The 20086-nt window shown below is 67.6% G+C and carries 13 protein-coding genes; 12 read left to right on the forward strand and 1 reads right to left on the reverse strand.

Annotated features, from left to right (window positions below):
- From RBB46_RS13145 to RBB46_RS13155, 3 genes are all read left to right on the forward strand, one after another.
- A partial coding sequence (locus RBB46_RS13145; RefSeq protein WP_306029455.1) for an autotransporter outer membrane beta-barrel domain-containing protein occupies positions 1-6606 on the forward strand: 6606 nt, incomplete at its 5' end.
- A gap of 286 nt (positions 6607-6892) precedes the next feature.
- Positions 6893-7330, forward strand: coding sequence for a nucleoside diphosphate kinase regulator (gene rnk, locus RBB46_RS13150; protein WP_306029456.1), 438 nt, complete (start codon positions 6893-6895; stop codon positions 7328-7330).
- A 148-nt stretch (positions 7331-7478) separates the two neighbouring features.
- Positions 7479-7997 (forward strand): nucleoside-diphosphate kinase, encoded by a 519-nt coding sequence (locus RBB46_RS13155; RefSeq protein WP_306029457.1) that lies wholly within the window; start codon positions 7479-7481, stop codon positions 7995-7997.
- A gap of 9 nt (positions 7998-8006) precedes the next feature.
- Here RBB46_RS13155 and RBB46_RS13160 read toward each other — a convergent pair whose 3' ends face one another.
- A complete protein-coding gene (locus tag RBB46_RS13160; protein ID WP_306029458.1) occupies positions 8007-9254 on the reverse strand; it encodes a Zn-dependent hydrolase in 1248 nt (415 codons plus the stop codon).
- A 137-nt stretch (positions 9255-9391) separates the two neighbouring features.
- On the opposite strand from RBB46_RS13160, the gene RBB46_RS13165 reads away from it, so the two are divergent.
- From RBB46_RS13165 to RBB46_RS13205, 9 genes are all read left to right on the forward strand, one after another.
- The gene (locus tag RBB46_RS13165; RefSeq protein WP_306029459.1) at positions 9392-10948 is read left to right on the forward strand and encodes an ABC transporter substrate-binding protein; all 1557 of its coding nucleotides are present in this window, start codon (positions 9392-9394) and stop codon (positions 10946-10948) included.
- A 108-nt stretch (positions 10949-11056) separates the two neighbouring features.
- Entirely contained in the window at positions 11057-12001 is a 945-nt protein-coding gene (locus tag RBB46_RS13170) for an ABC transporter permease (RefSeq protein ID WP_306029460.1), read from the forward strand.
- The gene (locus tag RBB46_RS13175; protein ID WP_306029461.1) at positions 12001-13947 is read left to right on the forward strand and encodes a dipeptide/oligopeptide/nickel ABC transporter permease/ATP-binding protein; all 1947 of its coding nucleotides are present in this window, start codon (positions 12001-12003) and stop codon (positions 13945-13947) included. The genes RBB46_RS13170 and RBB46_RS13175 overlap by 1 nt, the downstream gene beginning before the upstream one ends.
- Positions 13940-14938 (forward strand): ABC transporter ATP-binding protein, encoded by a 999-nt coding sequence (locus RBB46_RS13180; protein WP_306029462.1) that lies wholly within the window; start codon positions 13940-13942, stop codon positions 14936-14938. The genes RBB46_RS13175 and RBB46_RS13180 overlap by 8 nt, the downstream gene beginning before the upstream one ends.
- Positions 14925-15701 carry a FadR/GntR family transcriptional regulator gene (locus RBB46_RS13185; RefSeq protein WP_306029463.1) on the forward strand — a complete coding sequence of 259 codons (777 nt, stop codon included), beginning with the start codon at positions 14925-14927 and terminating at the stop codon, positions 15699-15701. Before RBB46_RS13180 ends, RBB46_RS13185 begins: the two co-directional genes overlap by 14 nt.
- 274 nt (positions 15702-15975) lie before the next feature.
- A complete protein-coding gene (locus RBB46_RS13190) occupies positions 15976-16446 on the forward strand; it encodes an Lrp/AsnC family transcriptional regulator (protein ID WP_306029602.1) in 471 nt (156 codons plus the stop codon).
- On the forward strand, positions 16367-18205 hold the full coding sequence (locus RBB46_RS13195; RefSeq protein WP_306029464.1) for an aminotransferase class V-fold PLP-dependent enzyme: 1839 nt from the start codon (positions 16367-16369) through the stop codon (positions 18203-18205). The genes RBB46_RS13190 and RBB46_RS13195 overlap by 80 nt, the downstream gene beginning before the upstream one ends.
- A 15-nt stretch (positions 18206-18220) precedes the next feature.
- Entirely contained in the window at positions 18221-19519 is a 1299-nt protein-coding gene (locus tag RBB46_RS13200) for an FAD-binding oxidoreductase (RefSeq protein ID WP_306029465.1), read from the forward strand.
- A 50-nt stretch (positions 19520-19569) separates the two neighbouring features.
- Positions 19570-20079: an L-2-amino-thiazoline-4-carboxylic acid hydrolase gene (locus RBB46_RS13205; RefSeq protein WP_306029466.1), complete on the forward strand. Its 510-nt coding sequence runs from the start codon at positions 19570-19572 to the stop codon at positions 20077-20079.
- The last annotated feature ends 7 nt before the right edge of the window (positions 20080-20086 follow it).

Here is a 20086-nt window from a genome sequence, read left to right on the forward strand (position 1 = left end):
ATCACAACCGAAGGCTATTTCTCCACGGCGATCTACGGCATCAGCGTGGCCGGCGGCGGGCAGGATGGCGGGGCCAGCGAGGGCCGGATCGCGGTCGGCGGCGATGGCGGGGCCGGCGGGCGGGGCGGCAACGTCACGCTCGACATGACCGGCACGAGCCTTGCCGCGGGGCAGCACAACGTCCACACGTCCGGTGCCTTTGCCAACGGCGTTCACCTGATTTCCGTTGGCGGCGGCGGCGGGCGCGGCGGCAACGCGGTGGCGACCGGCGTGTTCTCGGCGGTGGCGATCGGCGGCTCCGGCGGCGCGGCCGGCGATGGCGGCACCGTGACGGTGAACCTCAACCGGTCCGCGAGCATCCTGACGGAGGGGGATCTCGCCAACGCGATCATCATCCAGTCAATCGGCGGCGGCGGGGGATCGGGCGGCAGCGCGCGGGCGCAGGCCTATTTCTCGTCCGTGGCGGTCGGCGGCAGTGGCGGCACCGGGGGCAATGGAGGCGCGCTGAACGTTGCGCTCGGCAACCAGGCAAGCATCGCCACGCGCGGCCACCATGCGTCGGCGATCATCGCGCAGTCCATCGGCGGCGGCGGCGGCTCGGGCGGCCAGGCGCATGCCTCTTCCTCGGCGCCGATCCTGGCGACATCGGTTTCCATGGGCGGCAATGGCGCGTCGGGCGGCGATGGCGGTGCCATCGATATCCGGCTTGACGCGGGCTCCTCGGTCACGACCGGCACCGAAAACGCGACGAACGCCAACCTGGTCGACGGCGCGGGAACCCATTCCGTCGGCGTGCTGGCCCAGTCGATCGGCGGGGGCGGGGGCAATGGCGGCTCGGCCGGCTCGTCGTCGGTGTCCTATGCCGACGGCGTCTCCTTCGCGGCGGCGGTCGCCATCGGCGGCAGGGGCGGAACGGGCGGCGATGGCGGCCGCGTTTCCGGCACGGCCAATGGCGGGGTGACCACCCATGACGCCAATTCGGATGCCATCGTGCTGCAGTCGATCGGCGGGGGCGGAGGCAATGGCGGCGGCGCACATGCCTTCAGCCTGTCCGTGGGCAGCGATACCGACAGCATTTCGGCCGACGTCGCCATTGGCGGTGCCGGCGGACACGGCGGCAATGGCGGGGCGGTGTCGCTCATCAGCGCCGGAGCAATCCGGACGGAAGGCGAGAATTCCGACGGCATCGTGCTGCAGTCCATCGGCGGGGGCGGGGGCAATGGCGGTTCGGCGCTCGCCTTCAGCGCGGCTGTCAGCATCGGGCCGAGCCTGAGCGCATCGGTTGCCATTGGCGGCTCGGGCGGCACGGGCGGGCTCGGCCGCGCGGTGACCTTCGCCGGTTCCGGCAGCGTGACGACGCTCGGGTCGAACTCGACCGGCGTGCTGGCCCAGTCCATCGGCGGGGGCGGGGGCAATGGCGGCTCGGCCACGACCGTGAGCGTGTCCGCCTCGACGCAGCAATCGGTGACGCTGGGGGCATCGGTCGGAGGGCATGGCGGCAGTGGCGGCCATGCGGAAACCGTCACCGTCAACGGCGTCGGCAGCATCGCGACATCCGGGCACAATTCGGCGGGCGTCATCGCCCAGTCCGTGGGCGGCGGAGGCGGCAATGGCGGCAATGCGTCGGCGGTGACGCTGTCGGCCTCGGCCGAGGGCTCGTTTTCCGCACCTGTTTCCGTTGGCGGCAACGCGGGCGGGGGCGGCAATGGCGGCGCGGTGCGGCTGACCACCACGGGCGGTCATGTGACCACATCCGGGGCAAATTCGGCCGGGATGCTGATCCAGTCGATCGGCGGGGGCGGAGGCAATGCCGGTACGGCGATGAGCGTCAATGCCAGCATCACGGACGGCCCGAACGCCAAGAGCATCACGACCCCCGTCTCCGTCGGCGGCAAGGGCGGACCCGGGGGAACCGCCGGGGAAATCACGATCAAGTCGGCGACGACGATTGTCACGACCGGCGATACGTCGAGCGGACTGATCGCCCAGTCGATCGCCGGGGGCGGGGGCAATGGCGGCGCGGCGATCACAGCGAATGTCACGATTTCCAGCGAGGCGCGCGGATCCCTGGGGGGCGGTGCCGCCGTTGGCGGCGATGGCGGAAGCGGACACAAGGGCGGAACGATCTCGCTTGCCAATGCCGGTGCGATCACGACCGGCGGGGACCTGTCCCACGGGATCGTGGCGCAGTCGATCGGCGGGGGCGGAGGCAATGGCGGTTCGGCCTCGACGATCACCTTCACCCTTTCGGCGCCGTCCGACCTGGAGACGAAGAACAACGCGGTCAACCTGGAAACGGCGATCGGCGGCAAGGGCGGGTCCGGCAATCACGGCGGCACCGTCAGCGCCGGAAACACGGCGAGCATCCATACAAGCGGCAACCATTCGGCCGGGATGCTGGTCCAGTCGGTCGGCGGCGGCGGCGGTACCGGCGGCAATGTCGCCTCGCTCTCCGGCGCGGCGGGCAAGTCCGTCACCAGCATCGGCGTCGATATCGGCGGCAAGGGTGGGGCCGGCGGCGACGGCGGCGATATTTCGGCGCAGAACCACGGCACCATCCTTACCCGTGGCAACAATTCCTTCGGCGTCCTGGTGCAGTCCGTTGGCGGCGGCGGCGGCTTCGGCGGCAATGCCACGCGGCTCGCGGCCGGGGCGGGGTCGAAGGTCAAGAACCTGAACGCGGTCGTCGGCGGCGCAGGCGGATCCGCGGGCAACGGCGGCAGCGGCGGCTCGTCGAAGCAGAGTTTCACGAATACCGGCACCGTCGCCACGTTCGGCCATCGCTCGGCGGCGGTGGTTGTCCAGTCGATCGGCGGCGGCGGCGGCGCGGGCGGCGACGTGGTGACCCGCACGGCCAGTCTTGGCGCAAACAACACCGATCATGGCACGCGCTCGGTCACCAGCGGAACGACGACCACGACGGTTGGCGGGGCGGGGGGCAACGGGGGCAACGGCCTGGCGGTTGTCATCGCCAATAGCGGAGCTGTTCTGACCCATGGCGCCAACTCGCACGGGCTTGTCGGCCAGTCCATCGGCGGCGGCGGGGGCATGCATGGCCTGGTCGACACGTATGACCTCAGGCAGGCGAGCGACAGCGAAAGCGGTGACACGGCGCCCTCGCCGCCAAACGTGCGGGCGGTGGTGACGCGGGAGGTGACGCGGGCGATCTTCGGCGGCTCGGACACGGGCACCGAGGGGAACGGGGGCACCGTCGACATCTCCATGGCCGCCGGCGGCGCGGTGTCGACCTTCGGCGCGATCTCGCATGCGATCCTGGCCCAGTCGCTGGGCGGCGGCGGCGGCGATATCGGCCATGTCGAGGCGTTGAGCCTTGCGGCAGGAGAAACGGCCCCGGCGAGCGAGAGCGCGGGCACGGCGAGCTCCACCTACGACTTCACCGTCAGGCTCGGCTCCTCGGATCATTCGCGGACCAGTTCATCGGGCGACAGCAGCGCGACGCTGGCCGCCGGGGCCGTGGCGACGACCTCCGGTATCGGGTCCCGCGGCGTGCTGGCCCAGTCGGTCGCCGGCGGCGGCGGCACCTTCGCCACGGTGCTCGACAGCACCCATGTCGCGGGCGACGTGCCGACGGCCACGTTCGATGTCACCCTCGGCGGCGAACAGGGGCACAGCGGTCATCCGGCGCGAAGCGGCACGGCGACGGTGACGTTCGGCCACGCGGGGAGCGGGCAGGCGGCACGCGTCGTCACCGCCGCGGACCTGTCGCATGCCCTTGTGGCGCAGTCCGTCGCCTCGGGCGGCGGCAGCGCCGGCGTGGTCATCTCCGATACGCTCTCCGTTGCCGACCAGCGGATCATGGCGCGCCTTGGCGGGCGCGGCGCGGCGGAGGGTGCCGGCGGGCTCGCCAGCGTTGTCGCGAACGGGAGCATCACCACGGCGGGCGTCAACTCCTTCGGCATTCTCAGCCAGTCGATCGGCAGCGGCGGCGGTGAATTCTTCGCCGACCTGGCACAAGGGACCTCGGCGACCCTGCAACTCGACTTCGGCACGGAAGACGCCGGATACGCGAGCGCCGGCGAGGCGAAAGCGACGCTCGCCGGCACGGTTGTAACCCATGGCCGGCTGTCGCACGGGATCGTGGCGCAGTCGGTCGGCGGCGGCGGCGGGGTTGCGACGGTCAATGCGGGCGGGGTCGGCACGCTTCACCTCAACGCCATGTTCGGCCGCACGATGGCCACGGGCGGGCACGGGGGCCTTGCGACGGTCGACCTGACCGACGGGCATGTCGTGACAGCCGGAGACTTTGCCTTTGGCGTGCTGGCGCAGTCGATTGGCGGCGGCGGCGGGCTGCTTTCGGTCGATGCCGGTTCCAGCGCGACCGTCCTCGACCTGACATTGCGCACGGGCGGCGGCGGCGCGGGCGGCAGCGTCGACGTGTCGCTGGACGCGGTGAGTTCGATCACGACCTCGGGCGCCCATGCGCATGGCATCTTTGCCCAGTCGGCGGGAAGCGGCGGCGGGCTTGCGCTGATCGACGGCACGCCCATCGGGATCCCGTCCGGACCGACGACCCCGGCGGCGGCGTCGGCCGGCGGCGGGGCGGTCACGGTGACCTCGCATGGCGATATCCGCACGAGCGGAGACCATTCGGACGGCATCTTCGCCTATTCGGCCAGCGGCGGAGCGCTGGTGGTTGAAAGCGATGACGGCGGGCGGATGATCGTCGGCCACGGGACCGGAACGCAATCGGGGCAGGTGACGGTGAACCAGCGTGGCACCGTCTCGGTGAGCGGGGAGCAGGCTTCTGCGATCTCGGCGCTGGCGCGCAGGTCCGACGGCACCGCCATTTCGCTCGATATCGGCGGCAGGGTCAGTGCCTCGGGCGAGGGGGGAGCCGCCATTCGCGCGGTCAACGGCACGGCCGGGTCCCATGCGCATGGCGGCAATGCGACGCTCACCACCCGTGTCAATGTGCGCGAGGGGGCCTTTGTGCTGGCCCGAGACGCCGCCACCACGACCAGCGCCATCCAGATCGACGAAGGACTGGGGCGGTTCGCGCTCGACATCGACGGAACGGTCGCCGCGGTCGGGGCGGATGGCAGCCGGATCAGCAGCTATGGGGGCCGGCAGACCGCGATCCGAGCCAATGGCGACGGGGCGATCGAGATCGGCGCCAGCGGCGGTGTCGAGGGGACGATCGAGGTCAATCTGGGCACGGTGTCGGTGACCAACAACGGTGTCATCGACGGGTCGGTGATCAATGCCGGCCTCTACACGCTGGGCAGTGGCGGCCGCCATTTCCTCGAGATCGATCCGGCGGCGGGAACGGCTGCCTATATCTCCGCGCTTGCCCTCGACAACAATGGCGGCACGCTCAACCCCTACCTGTCATCCTTCGGGCATCTGGCGCATGCCGTCGAGATCGTCGACGGTTTCGGCGCGAGCGTGGTTGCCGGACATGTGGCCAACACACCGGTGCTGACGTTCCATACGACAAGCAGCGCCGACAGCGTTTCCGTGACCGGCGTGACCGCCAGCTTCGCCGGCGCCGGGCTGTCCGGCAATGCGGGGACCGTGGCGCGGGCCGTGGATCCGCTGGTGCAGCGCTGGATGAACGGGGAGAGCGTCAATCCGGGAGACGAGAACCTGCATGCCTTCCTGCTCGCGGCGGCCAACGCGACGAGCGCCGGCGCATTGTCGGGCACCCTCGCGGATCATCTCGACGCGTCGAAGGACTACGATGTCGCCGTAAACCAGCACGTTGCAGCGATCTCGCATATCGACAACCTGCACAGTTGCGGAACCCAGTACGGACCCTGGGCGGCGTTGCGCGAGGACGAGTGCACCTGGGCCAGGGCAACGCATCGGATCACCGACAATTTCGCTGCCGGAAACACGGTGCGCGTCTCCGGCTTCTCCATCGGCCGACAGGCGGCCATCGCCGAGAACTGGCGGCTTGGCGTTGGCGCCGGCTTCAACCTGAGCGCCAGCAGCGGCGCGGGCGTTTCCAGCGATGGCCATGGCATCCATGCCGGCGGCGTTCTCAAGTACACGCGCGACGCCTGGCTGGCGACGGCGGCCGTGACCGGCTCCTACACATGGGGGGATTCCAGCCGCTTCGTCCCGGCCTCCGGCGCGACCGCGCAGTCGGAGCAGAAGGCCGCCGGTATCTCCGCGCGCCTGCGCATGGCGCATCAGTTCGATTTCGGCGGGGTCTTCGCGATCCCAACCCTCGATCTCGACATGTCCTGGATCCACGATTTCGGCTACACGGAACGGGGCGCGGGCAGCTTCGGGCTGGCCGTCGATGCGCACGACATGTTCCTGGCCGACCTGCATCCGCAATTGCGCTTGGGTACCGATATCCGCTTCGGCGACGATGTCGTCGTCCGCCCCTATCTGGAGGCCGGTGTCGCCATCGCGCTCGATGACGAGCACCGGATGACCCAGTCCTTCACGGCGGGAGCGCTGGCCGGTACCCGGTTCTCCGTCACCACGGATCGCGACAGGGTGCGCGGAACGGTTGCCGCCGGGCTGAGCGTGCTGCAGGCCGAGCGCTTCGAGGCGAAGCTGCGCTATGACGGCAGCTTTGGCAGGGAGAGCCGTTCCCATGCGGCGAGTTTCAAGTTCGGCCTGCATTTCTGAGGGAGCGGGGCGGCCGGCTTGACTTTGCCGCCGCGATCCCCCAACTCTCGGTGCATGTTCAAGTCCGGGTCTCCTTCTTCGAACCTTCACAGGGTGTGCCCCATCGCGGGACACTGACCCCCGGCCCGGTCGCGTCGCGCCCCGGCCGCGGGGCATAGGCTGGCGTCCCCGCCTTGCGGGACGACAAGAAGCCGGACGCGCGACACTTCATCCAACGATATCCAAACCGAGCCCGACAGCGCATGAGATGCGCCAGCGGTTCGCCACTCTGCAAGGAGAGCCAAGCATGGCTTCCCAGACGAAGAAGCACCGTAAGCCCGCCATCCGGATGATCCGCTCGGACCACGAGAAGCTGTCGGGGCTGGCCGAGAACTTCCTCGCCAGGAACCCGGCCGTTGCCGAGGAACTCCTTGCCGAACTCGACCGCGCGCGCATCGTCGCCGACGGGCGGATTGCGGAGGATGTCGTGCGCATGGGTTCGCGGCTGCGGTTCACCACGGATGCGGGAGAGGACCGCCGCGTGTCGCTGGTCTTCCCCGGCGATGCCGACATTGCCGAGGGAAAGGTCTCCGTGCTGACCCCGATCGGGGTGGCCCTGATCGGCCTTTCGGCCGGTCAGTCCATCGACTGGACCGGGCGCGACGGGCGCACTCACCGCCTGACCGTGGAAAGCGTCGAGGCACCCGCCGAGATGGCGGCCGGCGAGCCGCGACCGGCATCGTGACCCATCTTCACTCTCCGCGCGACCTCTCGCTGAGCGGAGGTTGTCTCATCGCAGGATCGTAGCCCCTGTGCCGCATGGCGCGGCCAGGGGACCCCTCCATTTCGTGTCACGACAACCGCTCCCCGCAGCGGAGCGATGGAGACCTGCGATGTTGAACGAAACCTGCATCCTGACCACCAAGGACTTCACCATTCTCGAGGCGATGCGCGAGCGCCACGCCGATCCGCGCGACCCGCTGGCGCCGATCCTGGCGCGAAAGCTGAAGACCGCGCGGATGGTCCTGCACGACGATATCCCCGCCAATGTCGCGACGCTGAACAGCCGCGTGACGTTCCGGGCCAGCGGCGCGTGTGCCGAAACACGGGTGATCTCGCATGAGCGAATGAACCTGCTTGTGGGTGTGTTCCAGCCGATCACGACGCCGCGCGGGCTGGCCCTGCTGGGTCTTGCCGAAGGGCAGGAATACCGCATTGCCTGGCGCGGCATGGAAGAACGCGTCGTGCTGGACACCGTGGAATACCAGCCGGAAGCGGCACGACGCGGCAGGACGCCGGATGGCGGCATGGTACGCCATCCCGCAGAGCAGGTTCGCACGTCACGAGGCACGCCCTCGCTGACACTCGTTCACTGTACTCCCAAGGATCGCGGCGGAGAGGCCGCCGGCTGATCCCGGCGGTCAGCGGCCGGCAGCCAATCTTGTCAGGACGGCCAGCATCAAGGCCGCCCCCTGTTCGATGTCGGGCCAGTCCGTGAATTCCTCCGGGGAGTGGCTGACGCCGCCGCGGCTTGGAACGAAGACGAGGGCGGCGGGGCACAAGGCCTGCATCGTCTGTGCATCGTGGCCGGCGCCCGAGGGCATGTCGAGCGCGGCGAGCCCGAGCCGCGCGGCTTCCTCGCGCAAGACCCCCGTCAGGCCCGGATCGAGCGCCACCGGCTCCATCCGGCTGTGCTCTTCCACCGTGAAGTCGAGCCCGTTTGCCCCGGCCGCCGTGGCGATACGCTCCTGCATCGCATCGCAGAGCGCGGCGATCCTCGCCGGGTCGGTATCGCGGATGTTGACGACGAAATCGGCACGGCCGGGCACCGTGTGCATGAAGTTCGGCTGGATATCGAGCTTGCCGATGGTGATGCGGCTGTTGTCGCCACCATGCGCGGCCAGAATGTCGGGAATGGCATGCGCGATGCTCGCCATGCCGGCGAGCGCGTCGGCGCGCAAATGCATCGGCGTGGTACCGGAATGGTTGGCTCTGCCCTCAAGACGGACCGCAAGGTTGACGAGGCCGGCGACCGTGTGGGCGATGCCGACGGGAATGCGGCGTTCCTCAAGCACCGGTCCCTGCTCGATATGCAGTTCCAGGAAGGCCGCGACGGAGCCGGGCGCGCGTGCCGCCGTCAGCGCATCCCGGGCATCGAGGCCGCATGCCCGCATCGCGTCGGCTAGCCGCGTGCCGTCGGCATCGATGGCGGCGTCCAGCTGCTCCGCCGTCACCGTTCCGGTAATCGCCTGGGACCCGAGCATGCCGCCGAAGCGCCCCTCCTCCTCCGCCGTTGCCACCACCTCGACGGCGACGGCCGGCACGATCCCGGCATCGCGCATCGCGCGCACGCATTCCAGCGCGACGCAGGCGCCCAGTGCGCCGTCGAAGGCTCCGCCCTCGGGCACCGTATCGAGGTGGGAGCCGACCAGGATCGAGGGGCCGGCCTGGGGGCCGAAACGGCCGAACAGGTTGGCGACGCCGTCCCGGCTCACCGCCAGCCCGTCCCGGCGCATCTCCTCCATGAACCAGGTTCGCACCGCCATGTCGGGTTCGGAGTAGCCGGTGCGGTTGAAGCCGCCGGTTCGCGGGTTTTTGCCGAACGCGTTGACGCCGTCGAGCAGGGCCCGCAGGCGCGAGGAGTTGATGCGCGGGGTTTGCTCGGACATGTCTTTTGCCTCTTTTTCAGGTGCTTGCCGGGAGGGGCGATGCGTGCGCGCAGCTTGGCCGATAATTTATTATGATAAAAGCTTGCGCAAGGTCAGATTATCAGAATTAATTATCGGGCGCGAACGGAGGACACGCGATGAAAAAGCTTCTGGCAGCCGCCATCACTGCCGCGGGGGTGTTGCTGGCATCACCGGCGCTTTCCCAGACACCACCCAATGTTCTGGTCGTCGGCCAGATCGCCGAGCCGAAATCCATGGACCCGCACGCCGTGACGGCGGTCAACGATTTCCGCATCCTGGTGAACGTCTATGACGGGTTGACCCGCTACAAGGACGGAACGCTCGAGGTGGAGCCCTCGCTTGCCGAAAGCTGGACGATCTCGGACGACGGGAAGACCTACACGTTCAAGCTTCGCCAGGGCGTCGTCTTTCACGACGGGACGCCTTTCAACGCGGAGGCGGTGAAGTTCAATTTCGACCGGATGCTGAACGAGGACCACCCGTTCCACGACACCGGGCCGTTCCCGCTCGCCTTCTTCTTCTCCGCCGTCGACGAGGTGATTGCCGTCGACGAGACAACTGTCGAGTTCCGGCTCAAGGAGCCTTTTGCGCCCTTCCTCTCCAATCTTGCCTATCCGACCGGGCTGATCGTCTCTCCGACAGCGGTGGAAGAAAGCGGCAAGGACTTCGGCCGCAACCCGGTCGGGACCGGAGCCTTCAGGTTTGCCGAGTGGGACGCCAACGCCAAGCTGGTTGTGACCCGCAACGAGGACTACTGGGACGGCCCGCCGCCGCTGGAGGCCGTCATCTACCGGCCGATCACCGATGCCAACACGCGGATCGCGGAGATGCTGTCGGGCGGTCTCGATGTCATGGTCGAGGTGCCGCCGGACAATCTGGCGCAGTTGCGGGACGATGCCGCCTTCACCGTTCACGAGCAGGCCGGGCCTCATGTCTGGTTCCTGATCCTGAACACCAAGGAAGGACCCTTCGCCAAGAAGGCCATCCGCCAGGCCGCCAACTATGCCATCGACAAGAAGGCGCTCACCGAGAACATCCTGCAGGGCACGGCCGCGATTGCCGCAGGTCCGACGCCGCCGGCCTTCGCCTGGGCCTATAACGAGGAGCTGCAGCCCTATCCCCATGATCCGGACAAGGCGAAGCAGCTCTTGGCCGAGGCCGGCTATGACGGCGAGGAACTGACCTTCTACGTCACCGAAGGCGGCTCGGGCATGCTCGATCCGATCGCCATGGGCACGGCGATCCAGGCCGACCTGCAGGCCGTCGGCATGAAGGTCAAGATCGAGACCTACGAGTGGAACACGTTCCTGGGCAAGGTGAACCCGGGGCTCGAGGGAAAGGCCGACATGGCGGAGATGGCCTGGATGACCAACGATCCGGACACGCTGCCGTTCCTTGCCCTGCGCTCGCAGGCCATGCCGGACAAGGGCGGGTTCAACTCCGGTTACTATGCCAACGAGAAGGTGGACGAGCTGCTCAACAAGGCACGGGCGGTCACCGACCAGGGCGAGCGGGCGAAGCTCTACAAGCGGATGCAGGAGATCGTCCATGAGGACGCGCCCTGGGTCTTCGTCGCCAACTGGAAGCAGAACGCGGTCACCGGCGCCAATGTCGAGAACTTCAAGCTGCAGCCGTCGTTCTTCCTGATGCTGCAGGATGTCGCCAAGCCCTGAGGCAGGCGACACGGCACCCGGCCGCCCGCTGCCGCTGCAACCGGTAGGGGGCGGCCCCGACAAGGGAGGCGCGGCGCGCGCCCAACGAGACGCGAAAAGGCTACAGCCATGGCAGCCTATATAGCCAAGCGCCTGCTTGCCGCGATCCCGGTCCTGTTCGGACTGTCGATCATCGTTTTCCTGATCATGGCGATGATCCCGGGCGATCCGGCAACGGCGATCCTGGGGTCCTACGCGACGCCGGAAAACGTCGCCAAGCTCAATGCGGATCTGGGCCTCGACAAGTCCTTGCCGCAGCAATACCTGATCTGGCTCGGCAATATCCTGCAGGGCGATTTCGGTCGCTCCTACGCGCTTAACCGGCCGGTGCTGGACGAGGTGCTGGAACGGTTCTCCGCCACACTCATCCTTGCCGGCACGGCGCTTGTCCTTTGTTCCATCCTCGGCCTTCTGGCCGGCGTCGTCTCGGCCGTGCGCCAGTACGGTCTCGCCGACAAGGCGATCACGGTGCTTGTCCTTGTCGGCATCTCGACGCCGTCCTTCTGGCTCGGGCTGCTGCTGATCCTGGTGTTCGCCGTCAAGATCAGGCTGTTCCCGGCAAGCGGCATGTACGCCATCTATGGCGGCGGCGACCTGCCGGACCTCTTGCATCACCTGTTCCTGCCGGCTCTGACGCTCGCGGTCGTGGCCACCGGCGTGATCGCCCGGCTGACCCGCACGGCGATGCTGGAGGTGCTGCGGCAGGACTATATCCGCACCGCCCGGGCCAAGGGCCTCACCGAGCGCCGGGTGATCTATCGCCATGCCTTCAAGGCGGCGCTGGTCAGCGTCATTCCCGTCATCGGCATCCAGGCGGGCTTCGTGCTCGGCGGCGCGGTCTATATCGAGACCGTGTTCCAGTGGCCGGGGATCGGTTCGATGCTCGTCAACGCCATCTCGACACGCGACCTGCTGCTGGTGCAGGGCGGCGTGGTCGTCGTCGCGGCCGCCTACGTGCTGTTCAACCTGGCGGCCGACGTCGTCCAGACCCTGCTCGATCCGAGGTTGCGCTGATGAGTGACACCGCCGCTGCCGGTTCCGCAGGCAGGATGCACAAGCCCCGAAAGCGCGGCCGGCCGAGCACGTTGCGGCTGCTTTTCAACAACACGCTGGCAACGACCGGGCTTGCCGTGCTTGTCGCGATCGTGCTTGCGGCACTCGCCGCGCCGCTGCTGCCCTTGCCGGATCCCGATGTCACCGCGCCGGCCGACCGATTGCTCAGGCCGCTGGCCGAGGGGCACCTCCTGGGCACGGATGCGCTTGGCCGCGATATCCTGTCCCGGCTGATCTGGGGAACGCGGGTCAGCCTCGCGGTCGGGCTTTCGGCGACGCTGATCGCGGCGTTTTTCGGCTCGCTGATCGGGCTTGTGGCGGGATATGCGGGCGGGCGCGTCGACACGTTCCTGATGCGCGGCGTCGACATGGTCATGGCCTTTCCCTACATCCTGCTGGCGCTGGCGATCGTCGCCGCGCTCGGACCCGGCCTCATCAACGCGCTCTATGCGATTGCGGTGATCAACATTCCCTTTTTCGCCCGCAATATCCGGGGCATCACGATCGGCCTGTCGCGACGCGAATTCGTCGATGCGGCGCGCCTGTCGGGCAAGTCGAGCGCGGCGATCCTGTTCGGCGAGGTGCTGCCCAACGTGCTGCCGGTGATCATCATCACCATGTCGACCACGATCGGCTGGATGATCCTGGAAACGGCGGGGCTCTCGTTCCTGGGGCTGGGCGCGCAACCGCCGCAGGCGGATCTCGGATCGATGCTCGGCGACGGACGCAAGATCCTTTTCACCGCGCCGCATGTGTCGATCATTCCCGGCCTGATGATCTTCGCGCTCGTGATGAGCATCAACCTGTTCGGCGACGGCGTGCGCGACGTTCTCGATCCAAGGCTCAAGTCGGGCGCGCTGACGCGCCCCGTTGCGCGCACGGCGGTCGCGCAAGAGCGCGAGGCGGAACCGCGCAGGCATTCGGGCAGCGTGCTCGATGTCGTCGGGCTCAACACGCAGTTCCATATCGGGGGAGACATCTACCGGGCGGTCGGCGGCGTCGACCTGCACCTGAAGCCCGGCGAGTGCCTGGGGATTGTCGGCGAATCCGGGTCCGGCAAGTCGGTGACCGCCATGTCGCTGATGGGACTTGTGCCCACGCCGCCGGGCCGCATCACCGCAGGGTCCGCGTGGCTGGAGGAGGAGGATCTCTTCTCCGTCGATGACGAGCGCATCAGGCAATTGCGCGGGGCCGATGTCAGCCACGTCTTCCAGGATCCGCTGTCGACGCTGCATCCGCTGTTCACCATAGGCGACCAGCTCACCGAGGCGATCATGGCGCACCGGCCGATGCGCCGGTCTCAGGCCGATGAAAAGGCCGAGGAGCTGCTGCGGCTGGTGCGCATCACCAATCCGGCCGAGCGGCTGAAGGTCTATCCGCACGAGCTGTCCGGCGGCATGCGCCAGCGCGTATGCATCGCCATGGCGCTGGCGAACGATGCCAAGGTGATCATCGCCGACGAGCCGACGACGGCGCTGGATGTCACTGTGCAGGCGCAGATCCTGTCGCTGCTGGATGCGCTGCGACGCGAGAGCAACGCGGCGATCCTCTTCATCACCCATGATTTCGGCGTGGTCTCCGCAGTCTGCGACAGGGTCGCGGTGATGTATGCGGGGCGTATCGTGGAGACCGGTGAGACCGAGGTGGTGCTGGCGCGCCCGGCCCATCCCTATACGGGCAAGCTGATCGACTGCGTGCCGGTGCTCGGCCAGCCGGGGCGGCGGCTGGACGCCATCGAGGGACGGCCGCCGGTCGTCAACAACCTGCCGGCGGGCTGTGCATTCGCGGCGCGCTGCGAGCGGGCCGAGGCCGATTGCCGGGAGGGCGACATCCCGCTGGCGGCGTTTGGCGAGGGCCGCGCCGTGCGCTGCCTGCACCCGCTGAAAGGGGAGGCCGCCGATGCCTGAGACAGCGCTTCTGGAGATCGACAATGCCGAACGCGTCTTCGGCGGCGGACGCACCCTGTTCGGCCGGGCCTTGCCGGCGGTTCACGCGGTGCAGGGCGTCTCCCTCGACGTGCGCAAGGGCGAGACGCTGGGCGTGGTCGGGGAATCCGGTTGCGGAAAATCGACGCTTGCCCGCCTGATCGTCGGGCTGGACCGGCCGACCGCCGGCAGGATCACCTTCGACGGCCGCGATCTCGTCGCCGATGCGCGGCGCGATCCGAGGGCGCTGGCCCGGCGCGTGCAGTATGTGTTCCAGGACCCGGTCGCCTCGCTCAATCCGCGCAAGACCATTCGCGCGATCCTGGAGGCACCGCTGCGCCATCTGCTGGGTCTGGACAGGAGCGGGCGCGAGGCGCGGCTCGGCGAGTTGATGGAGGCGGTCAACCTCGCGCCGGAATTCCTCGACCGCTACCCGCATGAATTCTCCGGCGGGCAGGCGCAGAGAATAGGCATTGCCCGGGCGCTGGCCGCCGATCCGGAGCTGATCGTGCTCGACGAACCGGTGTCGGCGCTCGACGTGTCGGTGCAGGCGCAGGTGCTCAACATCCTCGACGGCCTCAAGACCCGTTTCGGCCTGACCTATGTGTTCATCAGCCACGACCTGTCCGTGGTGGAGAGCGTCAGCGACCGCGTGGCGGTGATGTATTTCGGGCGTGTCGCCGAGATCGGTCCCGCGCGCGAGATCTTCGCGGCGCCCCGCCACCCCTACACGCATCTGCTGCTGAAATCGGCGCCGGTGCCGGGCAAGCGCTCGCTCATTCCCGAGGATGCCAACACCGAGTTGCCGGATCCCTACAATCCACCGCCCGGCTGCGCTTTCCATGCGCGCTGTCCGCGTGGTACGGACATTTGCCTGGCGAAGCATCCCGCGCTTGAACGCGTGAGCGGCGCGGCGGCGCACGAGGCGGCCTGCCACCATCCGGTGGACGAGGGGGGACATGTCCGAGCTTGATCCGACGGCGCCAGCGCCGATGCTCTCGCAGCTCTCCGCTGTTCTGCGCCGGCCCAAGCGTCCGGACATCATCGCCGACAAGATCCGGGAGATGATCGTGGCGCAGGGGCTCGCCCCCGGAGACCGCGTGCCGCATGACTGGCTGTTGCCGGAAACGCACGGCGCCTCGCGCGGGACATTGCGGGAAGCGCTGAAGGTCCTCGAGTTCCAGGGGCTGACGACCAGCAAGACGGGACCGGGGGGCGGTGTGTTCGTGTCCAGTGTCGGCGCCGGCCAGGCGATCCGCCTGCTCGACAACCTGTTCCTGTTCCAGCCGCCGTCGATCGCCGACATCTATGCAATCCGCAAGGAGCTCGAACCGCTGCTGGCCGCAAGCGTCGCCGGCAAGCTCTCCGAGGAGGCCTTCGCCGCGCTGCACGAGACCATCCGTCTTTACGAAAGCGAGCCGCAGACGGCGGAAGAGGAATACAAGCAGCGCCTCGCCGAGCTGGATTTTCACCTCGAACTGGCGCGCCGCACGGACAATGCGCTGCTCGGCTTCATCTGCATCTTCCTGGTCAGCCTGCTGCGCGACATGACCGCGTGCCGGGCGATCTACCGGGAAGCCAACCCCTCCCTTCGCGAAACCGGGCTGGACTACCAGATACGCCTGTTGCGCGCCATCAAAGCCGGGGACGCGGAGCGCGCCCGCCGCATCATGCGCGAACACATGATCGCCGCAGAGGCCTACATGCTGGAACGCGCCGAGTTCGTACGCGGATAACCGGCCGCTCCGCGGGGGCTTGCCGTCCCGGCTGCAATGCCGCGTGTTCACCGCCCGATCCGGGATTCGGTCCCGCCGCCTTGGCTATCGTGCCTGGACGCACGTCATGCTTGCACGCTCGTGCGGGTCTCTCTTTCCGCTTTTGTTTTGTCCCGCCCGCCATGGCCGCCACGCGTCCGGTATTTAGGAAGCTCATTCTCCAATGGACAGAAATTACAGGTGGATTAGTATGATCCACCTAACAAATTGTCATATGGTGGAATGAAATATGCAAATTGACGAGTTTGATAGAAAGATACTATCCGCTATTCAAGATGATGCTAGTTTATCCGTAGCTCAGATTTCAGACCGCGTAGGTCTTTCAACCACGCCATGTTGGCGACGGCTTCAGAAGCTTGAGCGCGAAGGATATATCGACGGCCGCGTAACGCTTTTGAATCAAAGCAAAATCGGCCTCGATCTGACGGTTTTCGTGATGATACGAACCAGCCATCACAACACGGAGTGGCTGGAGAAGTTCAACAAGGTGGTGGGGCTTTTCCCGGAAATTGTCGAAGTAAACAGGCTGGCCGGCGAATACGACTATCTGTTGAAAGTGATCACTCGGAGCAACTCGTCATATGACGCGTTCTACAAGAAGTTCATCAATCTAATCGAGTTGAATGATGTCACATCCTGTTTCTCAATGGAACAAATCAAGCGAAGCACGCGGCTTCCGCTCGACACTGTCGGAGGCGGGACCTGAGGCCCTGATCGACGCCATTCGCGCCGGCGTCATCGGCGAGGGGCAGGCGATCGCCACACCGTTCGGTGTCCGCCCGCTCGTTTATGCGGATTACGTGGCTTCGGGGCGCGGTCTGTCCTTCGTCGAAGACCTCATCCGCTCGCAACTGCTGCCGAACTATGGCAACACCCATACCGAAACCTCCCATACCGGGCGCAGGACGACGCGGCTGCGCGAGATCGCCCGGGAGACGGTCCGCAAGTCGGTTGGCGCCGGTTCCGGCCATGCCGTGATCTTCACCGGTTCGGGGGCGACCTCGGCCGTCAACAAGCTCGTGCGGGCGTTGCAGCTGAAAGGCACGCTGCCGCGGCGCTCCGAACTCGCCGGGCTGGCGGAGGCCGAAAAGCCAGTCGTGTTTGTCGGGCCCTACGAGCATCACTCCAACGATCTGCCCTGGCGGGAAAGCGGCGCGCGCATCTGCAGGATCCCGCTGGACGGGGACGGGCGCATCTGCCTGCGGACCCTGGAGCGCGAGCTGGAGGCGGCATCCGCCGGTGTCGCCAGGATCGGCGTTTTTTCCGCAGCCTCGAACGTGACCGGCATCAAGAGCGACATCCGGGCGATCGCGCGGCTCCTGCATGCCCATGACGGGCTGTTCTTCTGCGACTTCGCGGCCGGTGCTCCCTACATGCCGGTCTCGATCGCGGAGAGCGCCGCCGGGCGCCGCGATCAGCCCGACGCGCTGTTCCTGTCCCCGCACAAGTTCATCGGCGGCCCGGGGGCCTCGGGCCTTCTGGTCTGCGACAGGTCGCTGTTCGAGGGGATCGAGCCGACGATGACCGGGGGCGGCACGGTGAGCTATGTCACCGCGACCGGCCACCGCTATGTCGCCAGCGTCGAGCGGCGCGAGGAAGCGGGAACGCCGAACATCGTCGGTGACATCAAGGCGGGTCTCGTCCTGGAACTGAAGGACCGGGTCGGGGCGCGCGAGATCGAACGGCGCGAGGCGGCCATGGTCGAGCGCGCCATGCGCAGTTGGGCGGGCGATCCGAATATCGAGATCCTCGGCCCTGCCGAGGCGGATCGGATCGGGGTGTTCGCCTTCAACATCCGCTGCGGCGCCAAGAAGCTTCACTACGGTTTCGTGGTTGCGCTGCTCAACGACCTGTTCGGCATCCAGGCGCGTGGCGGGTGCTCCTGCGCCGGCCCCTATGGCCATGCGCTGCTCGGCATCGACGAGGCCGATGCGGCCCGGCACGAGGAGAAGGTCGGCGACGGGCAGGGGCTTCTCCGTCCGGGCTGGGTCCGGCTCGGGTTCAACTATTTCTTCGATGACAGGACCACGCAGTATCTGATCGAGGCGGTCCGGTTCGTGGCGGCGCATGGCGCGGCGTTCATGTCGCTCTACGAGGTCGATCCGCAGACCGGCGTGTGGAGCGTCCCCCGTTTCGCCTCCAGGGCGACGGCACGCCCCGAGAGCCTGCTCGACGCACTTTGCGAAAGCGATGTGCCGACGGGCGCGGGCGATGCGGTTCCCGATTTCGCCGAGTGCATGGCGAAGGCGCGGGAGCTGGCCGCCTCGCAGCTCTCCGGTCTTGGCGTCAATGCCGCGCTTCCCGAGGCGGGACCCGTAACCGATTGTCTTTCCTGGTTCTGGACCCGGGACGAGATCGCCGAACTGAACAGACAGTTGATTGAGGCCGCCGAAACTTCTATCCACGAACCTTCCTCCCGCCCGTCCCCCACGGGCCTGCCGTCCGCCTTCCCACGGACATCCTGATCACGGACCATGCCGATGTTCTCCAGCCAGCAGATATCGGATTCCCTTTGGGTGGATGTCTCTCCGGCCCGGAACGCGGCGCCTGCGTTGACGGGCCGTGCCGAGACGGATGTCGCCGTCATCGGCGGCGGCTTCTCGGGACTTTCGACGGCGCTTCACCTGGCGCGGGCCGGCCACTCGGTCACCCTGCTGGAGGGGAGAAGCGTCGGATATGGCGGTTCGGGGCGCAACAACGGCCAGGTCATCCCGACGATGACGGCGGCCGAGCCGGATGCGATCGAGGAAAGGTTCGGCGCGGCGGGCGAGCGTTTCGTCGCGCTGGTGCGCGACAGCGCCTCCTACCTGTTCGACACGGCACGCGCCGAGGGCGTCGATTGCGAGGGTGAGCAGACGGGCTGGTTCCAGCCGGCGCACCGGGAAAGCCGGATGAAGCTCTCCCAGGCCCGGGTCAACGCCTGGGCCAAGCGCGGCGCGCCGGCACGGCTCCTCGACCGGGCGGAAGCGTCCCGCGTCATCGGTTCCGACCGCTGGTTCGGCGGCATGTACAATCCGACCGGGGGGCATATCAATCCTCTGGCGCTTGCCCGCGGCCTTGCCAGCGCCTGCGAGAAAAAGGGCGTTGCGATCCACGAGGCGAGCCCGGTCGAGGCGGTCGAGCGGCGCGACGGCAAATGGCACCTGAAGACGCGCGAGGGCGAGCTTGTCGCCCGCGCCGTGATGCTGGCGAGCAACGCCTATACCGGGTTCCAGGAAGCCGGTCTCGCCCCGAAGGTGGCGCGCTCCGTGGTTCCGGTCCTTTCCTGGCAGATGGCGACGACACCTCTGGACGAGGCGCAGCGCGCGGTGGTGGTGCCGGGGCGCGAGGCGGTCTCCGACACCCATGGCGATCTGCATTTCTTCCGTTTCGACAAGCGCAACCGGCTGGTGACGGGCGGCGCGCTGGCGGTCGGCCACAATGGACCGGAGAGGCTGAAGGCGCTGGTCGGGCGGCGGCTGCGGGAGGCCTTTCCGGTGCTCGGCATGCCGGAATTCGACTTCGTCTGGAACGGCTATATCGGCATGACCGAGGACCGCTTCCCCTATATCTGCCAGCTCGGCCCGGATTTCTGGTGCTGGGCGGGGTGCAACGGGCGCGGCGTCGGACTTTCGGTCTCGCTCGGGCGGGAACTCGCCGCGGCCATCGCCGGGACGCCGGTGGAGGAACTGGCGCTGCCGCTGTCCGACCCCAGGCCGATCCCGCTGCACGGCCTCGTCAAGACCCTGGCACCCCCGTTTATGCTGCCGCTCTACCGGTGGCGGGACGGGCGCGACTAGATCGCAGCAACGACAAGCAAGCCGCAACGACAAGCAAGAAGGAACCCCGGATGACCCAAGACACTTCCAGCGAGCCCGTTGTCACTCTCGACATGCTGAAAGCCGCCTTTGCCATGCGCGCCAAGGCCTATGCGCATATGTTCGACGTCCTGCGCGAGGCGTTCGGCGCCGACAGGGCGGTCGAGCTGATCGGCGAATCCACCCGCCGGCTCGGCAAGGACATGGGCACGAAATTCGCGCATCTGGGCCCGGACGACCTGCCGGGACTGAAGGAGGCGTTCATCGCCGGCATTCCCTGCTCGGCGCAGATGTTCGCCCCGGAGATCAGGAAATGCGACGCGGAAGGGCTGGAAATCCAGTTTCACCGCTGCCCTCTCAAGGACACCTGGGTGGAGCAGGGGCGCAACGAGGAGGACCTGGAACTGCTGTGCAAGGCGGCAGGCGCCATTGACGGCGGCCTCTTTACAGAAGCGGGCTTTACGTTCAAAGGGGAAACCTGGACGAAAGGAAAGACCGGCTGCTGCCTTCTGAAAGTGGAGCCGGGGCCGCAGGCCGGGTAACAGAAAC

This window comes from Stappia sp. MMSF_3263 (assembly GCF_030733745.1).
Lineage (GTDB): Bacteria > Pseudomonadota > Alphaproteobacteria > Rhizobiales > Stappiaceae > Stappia.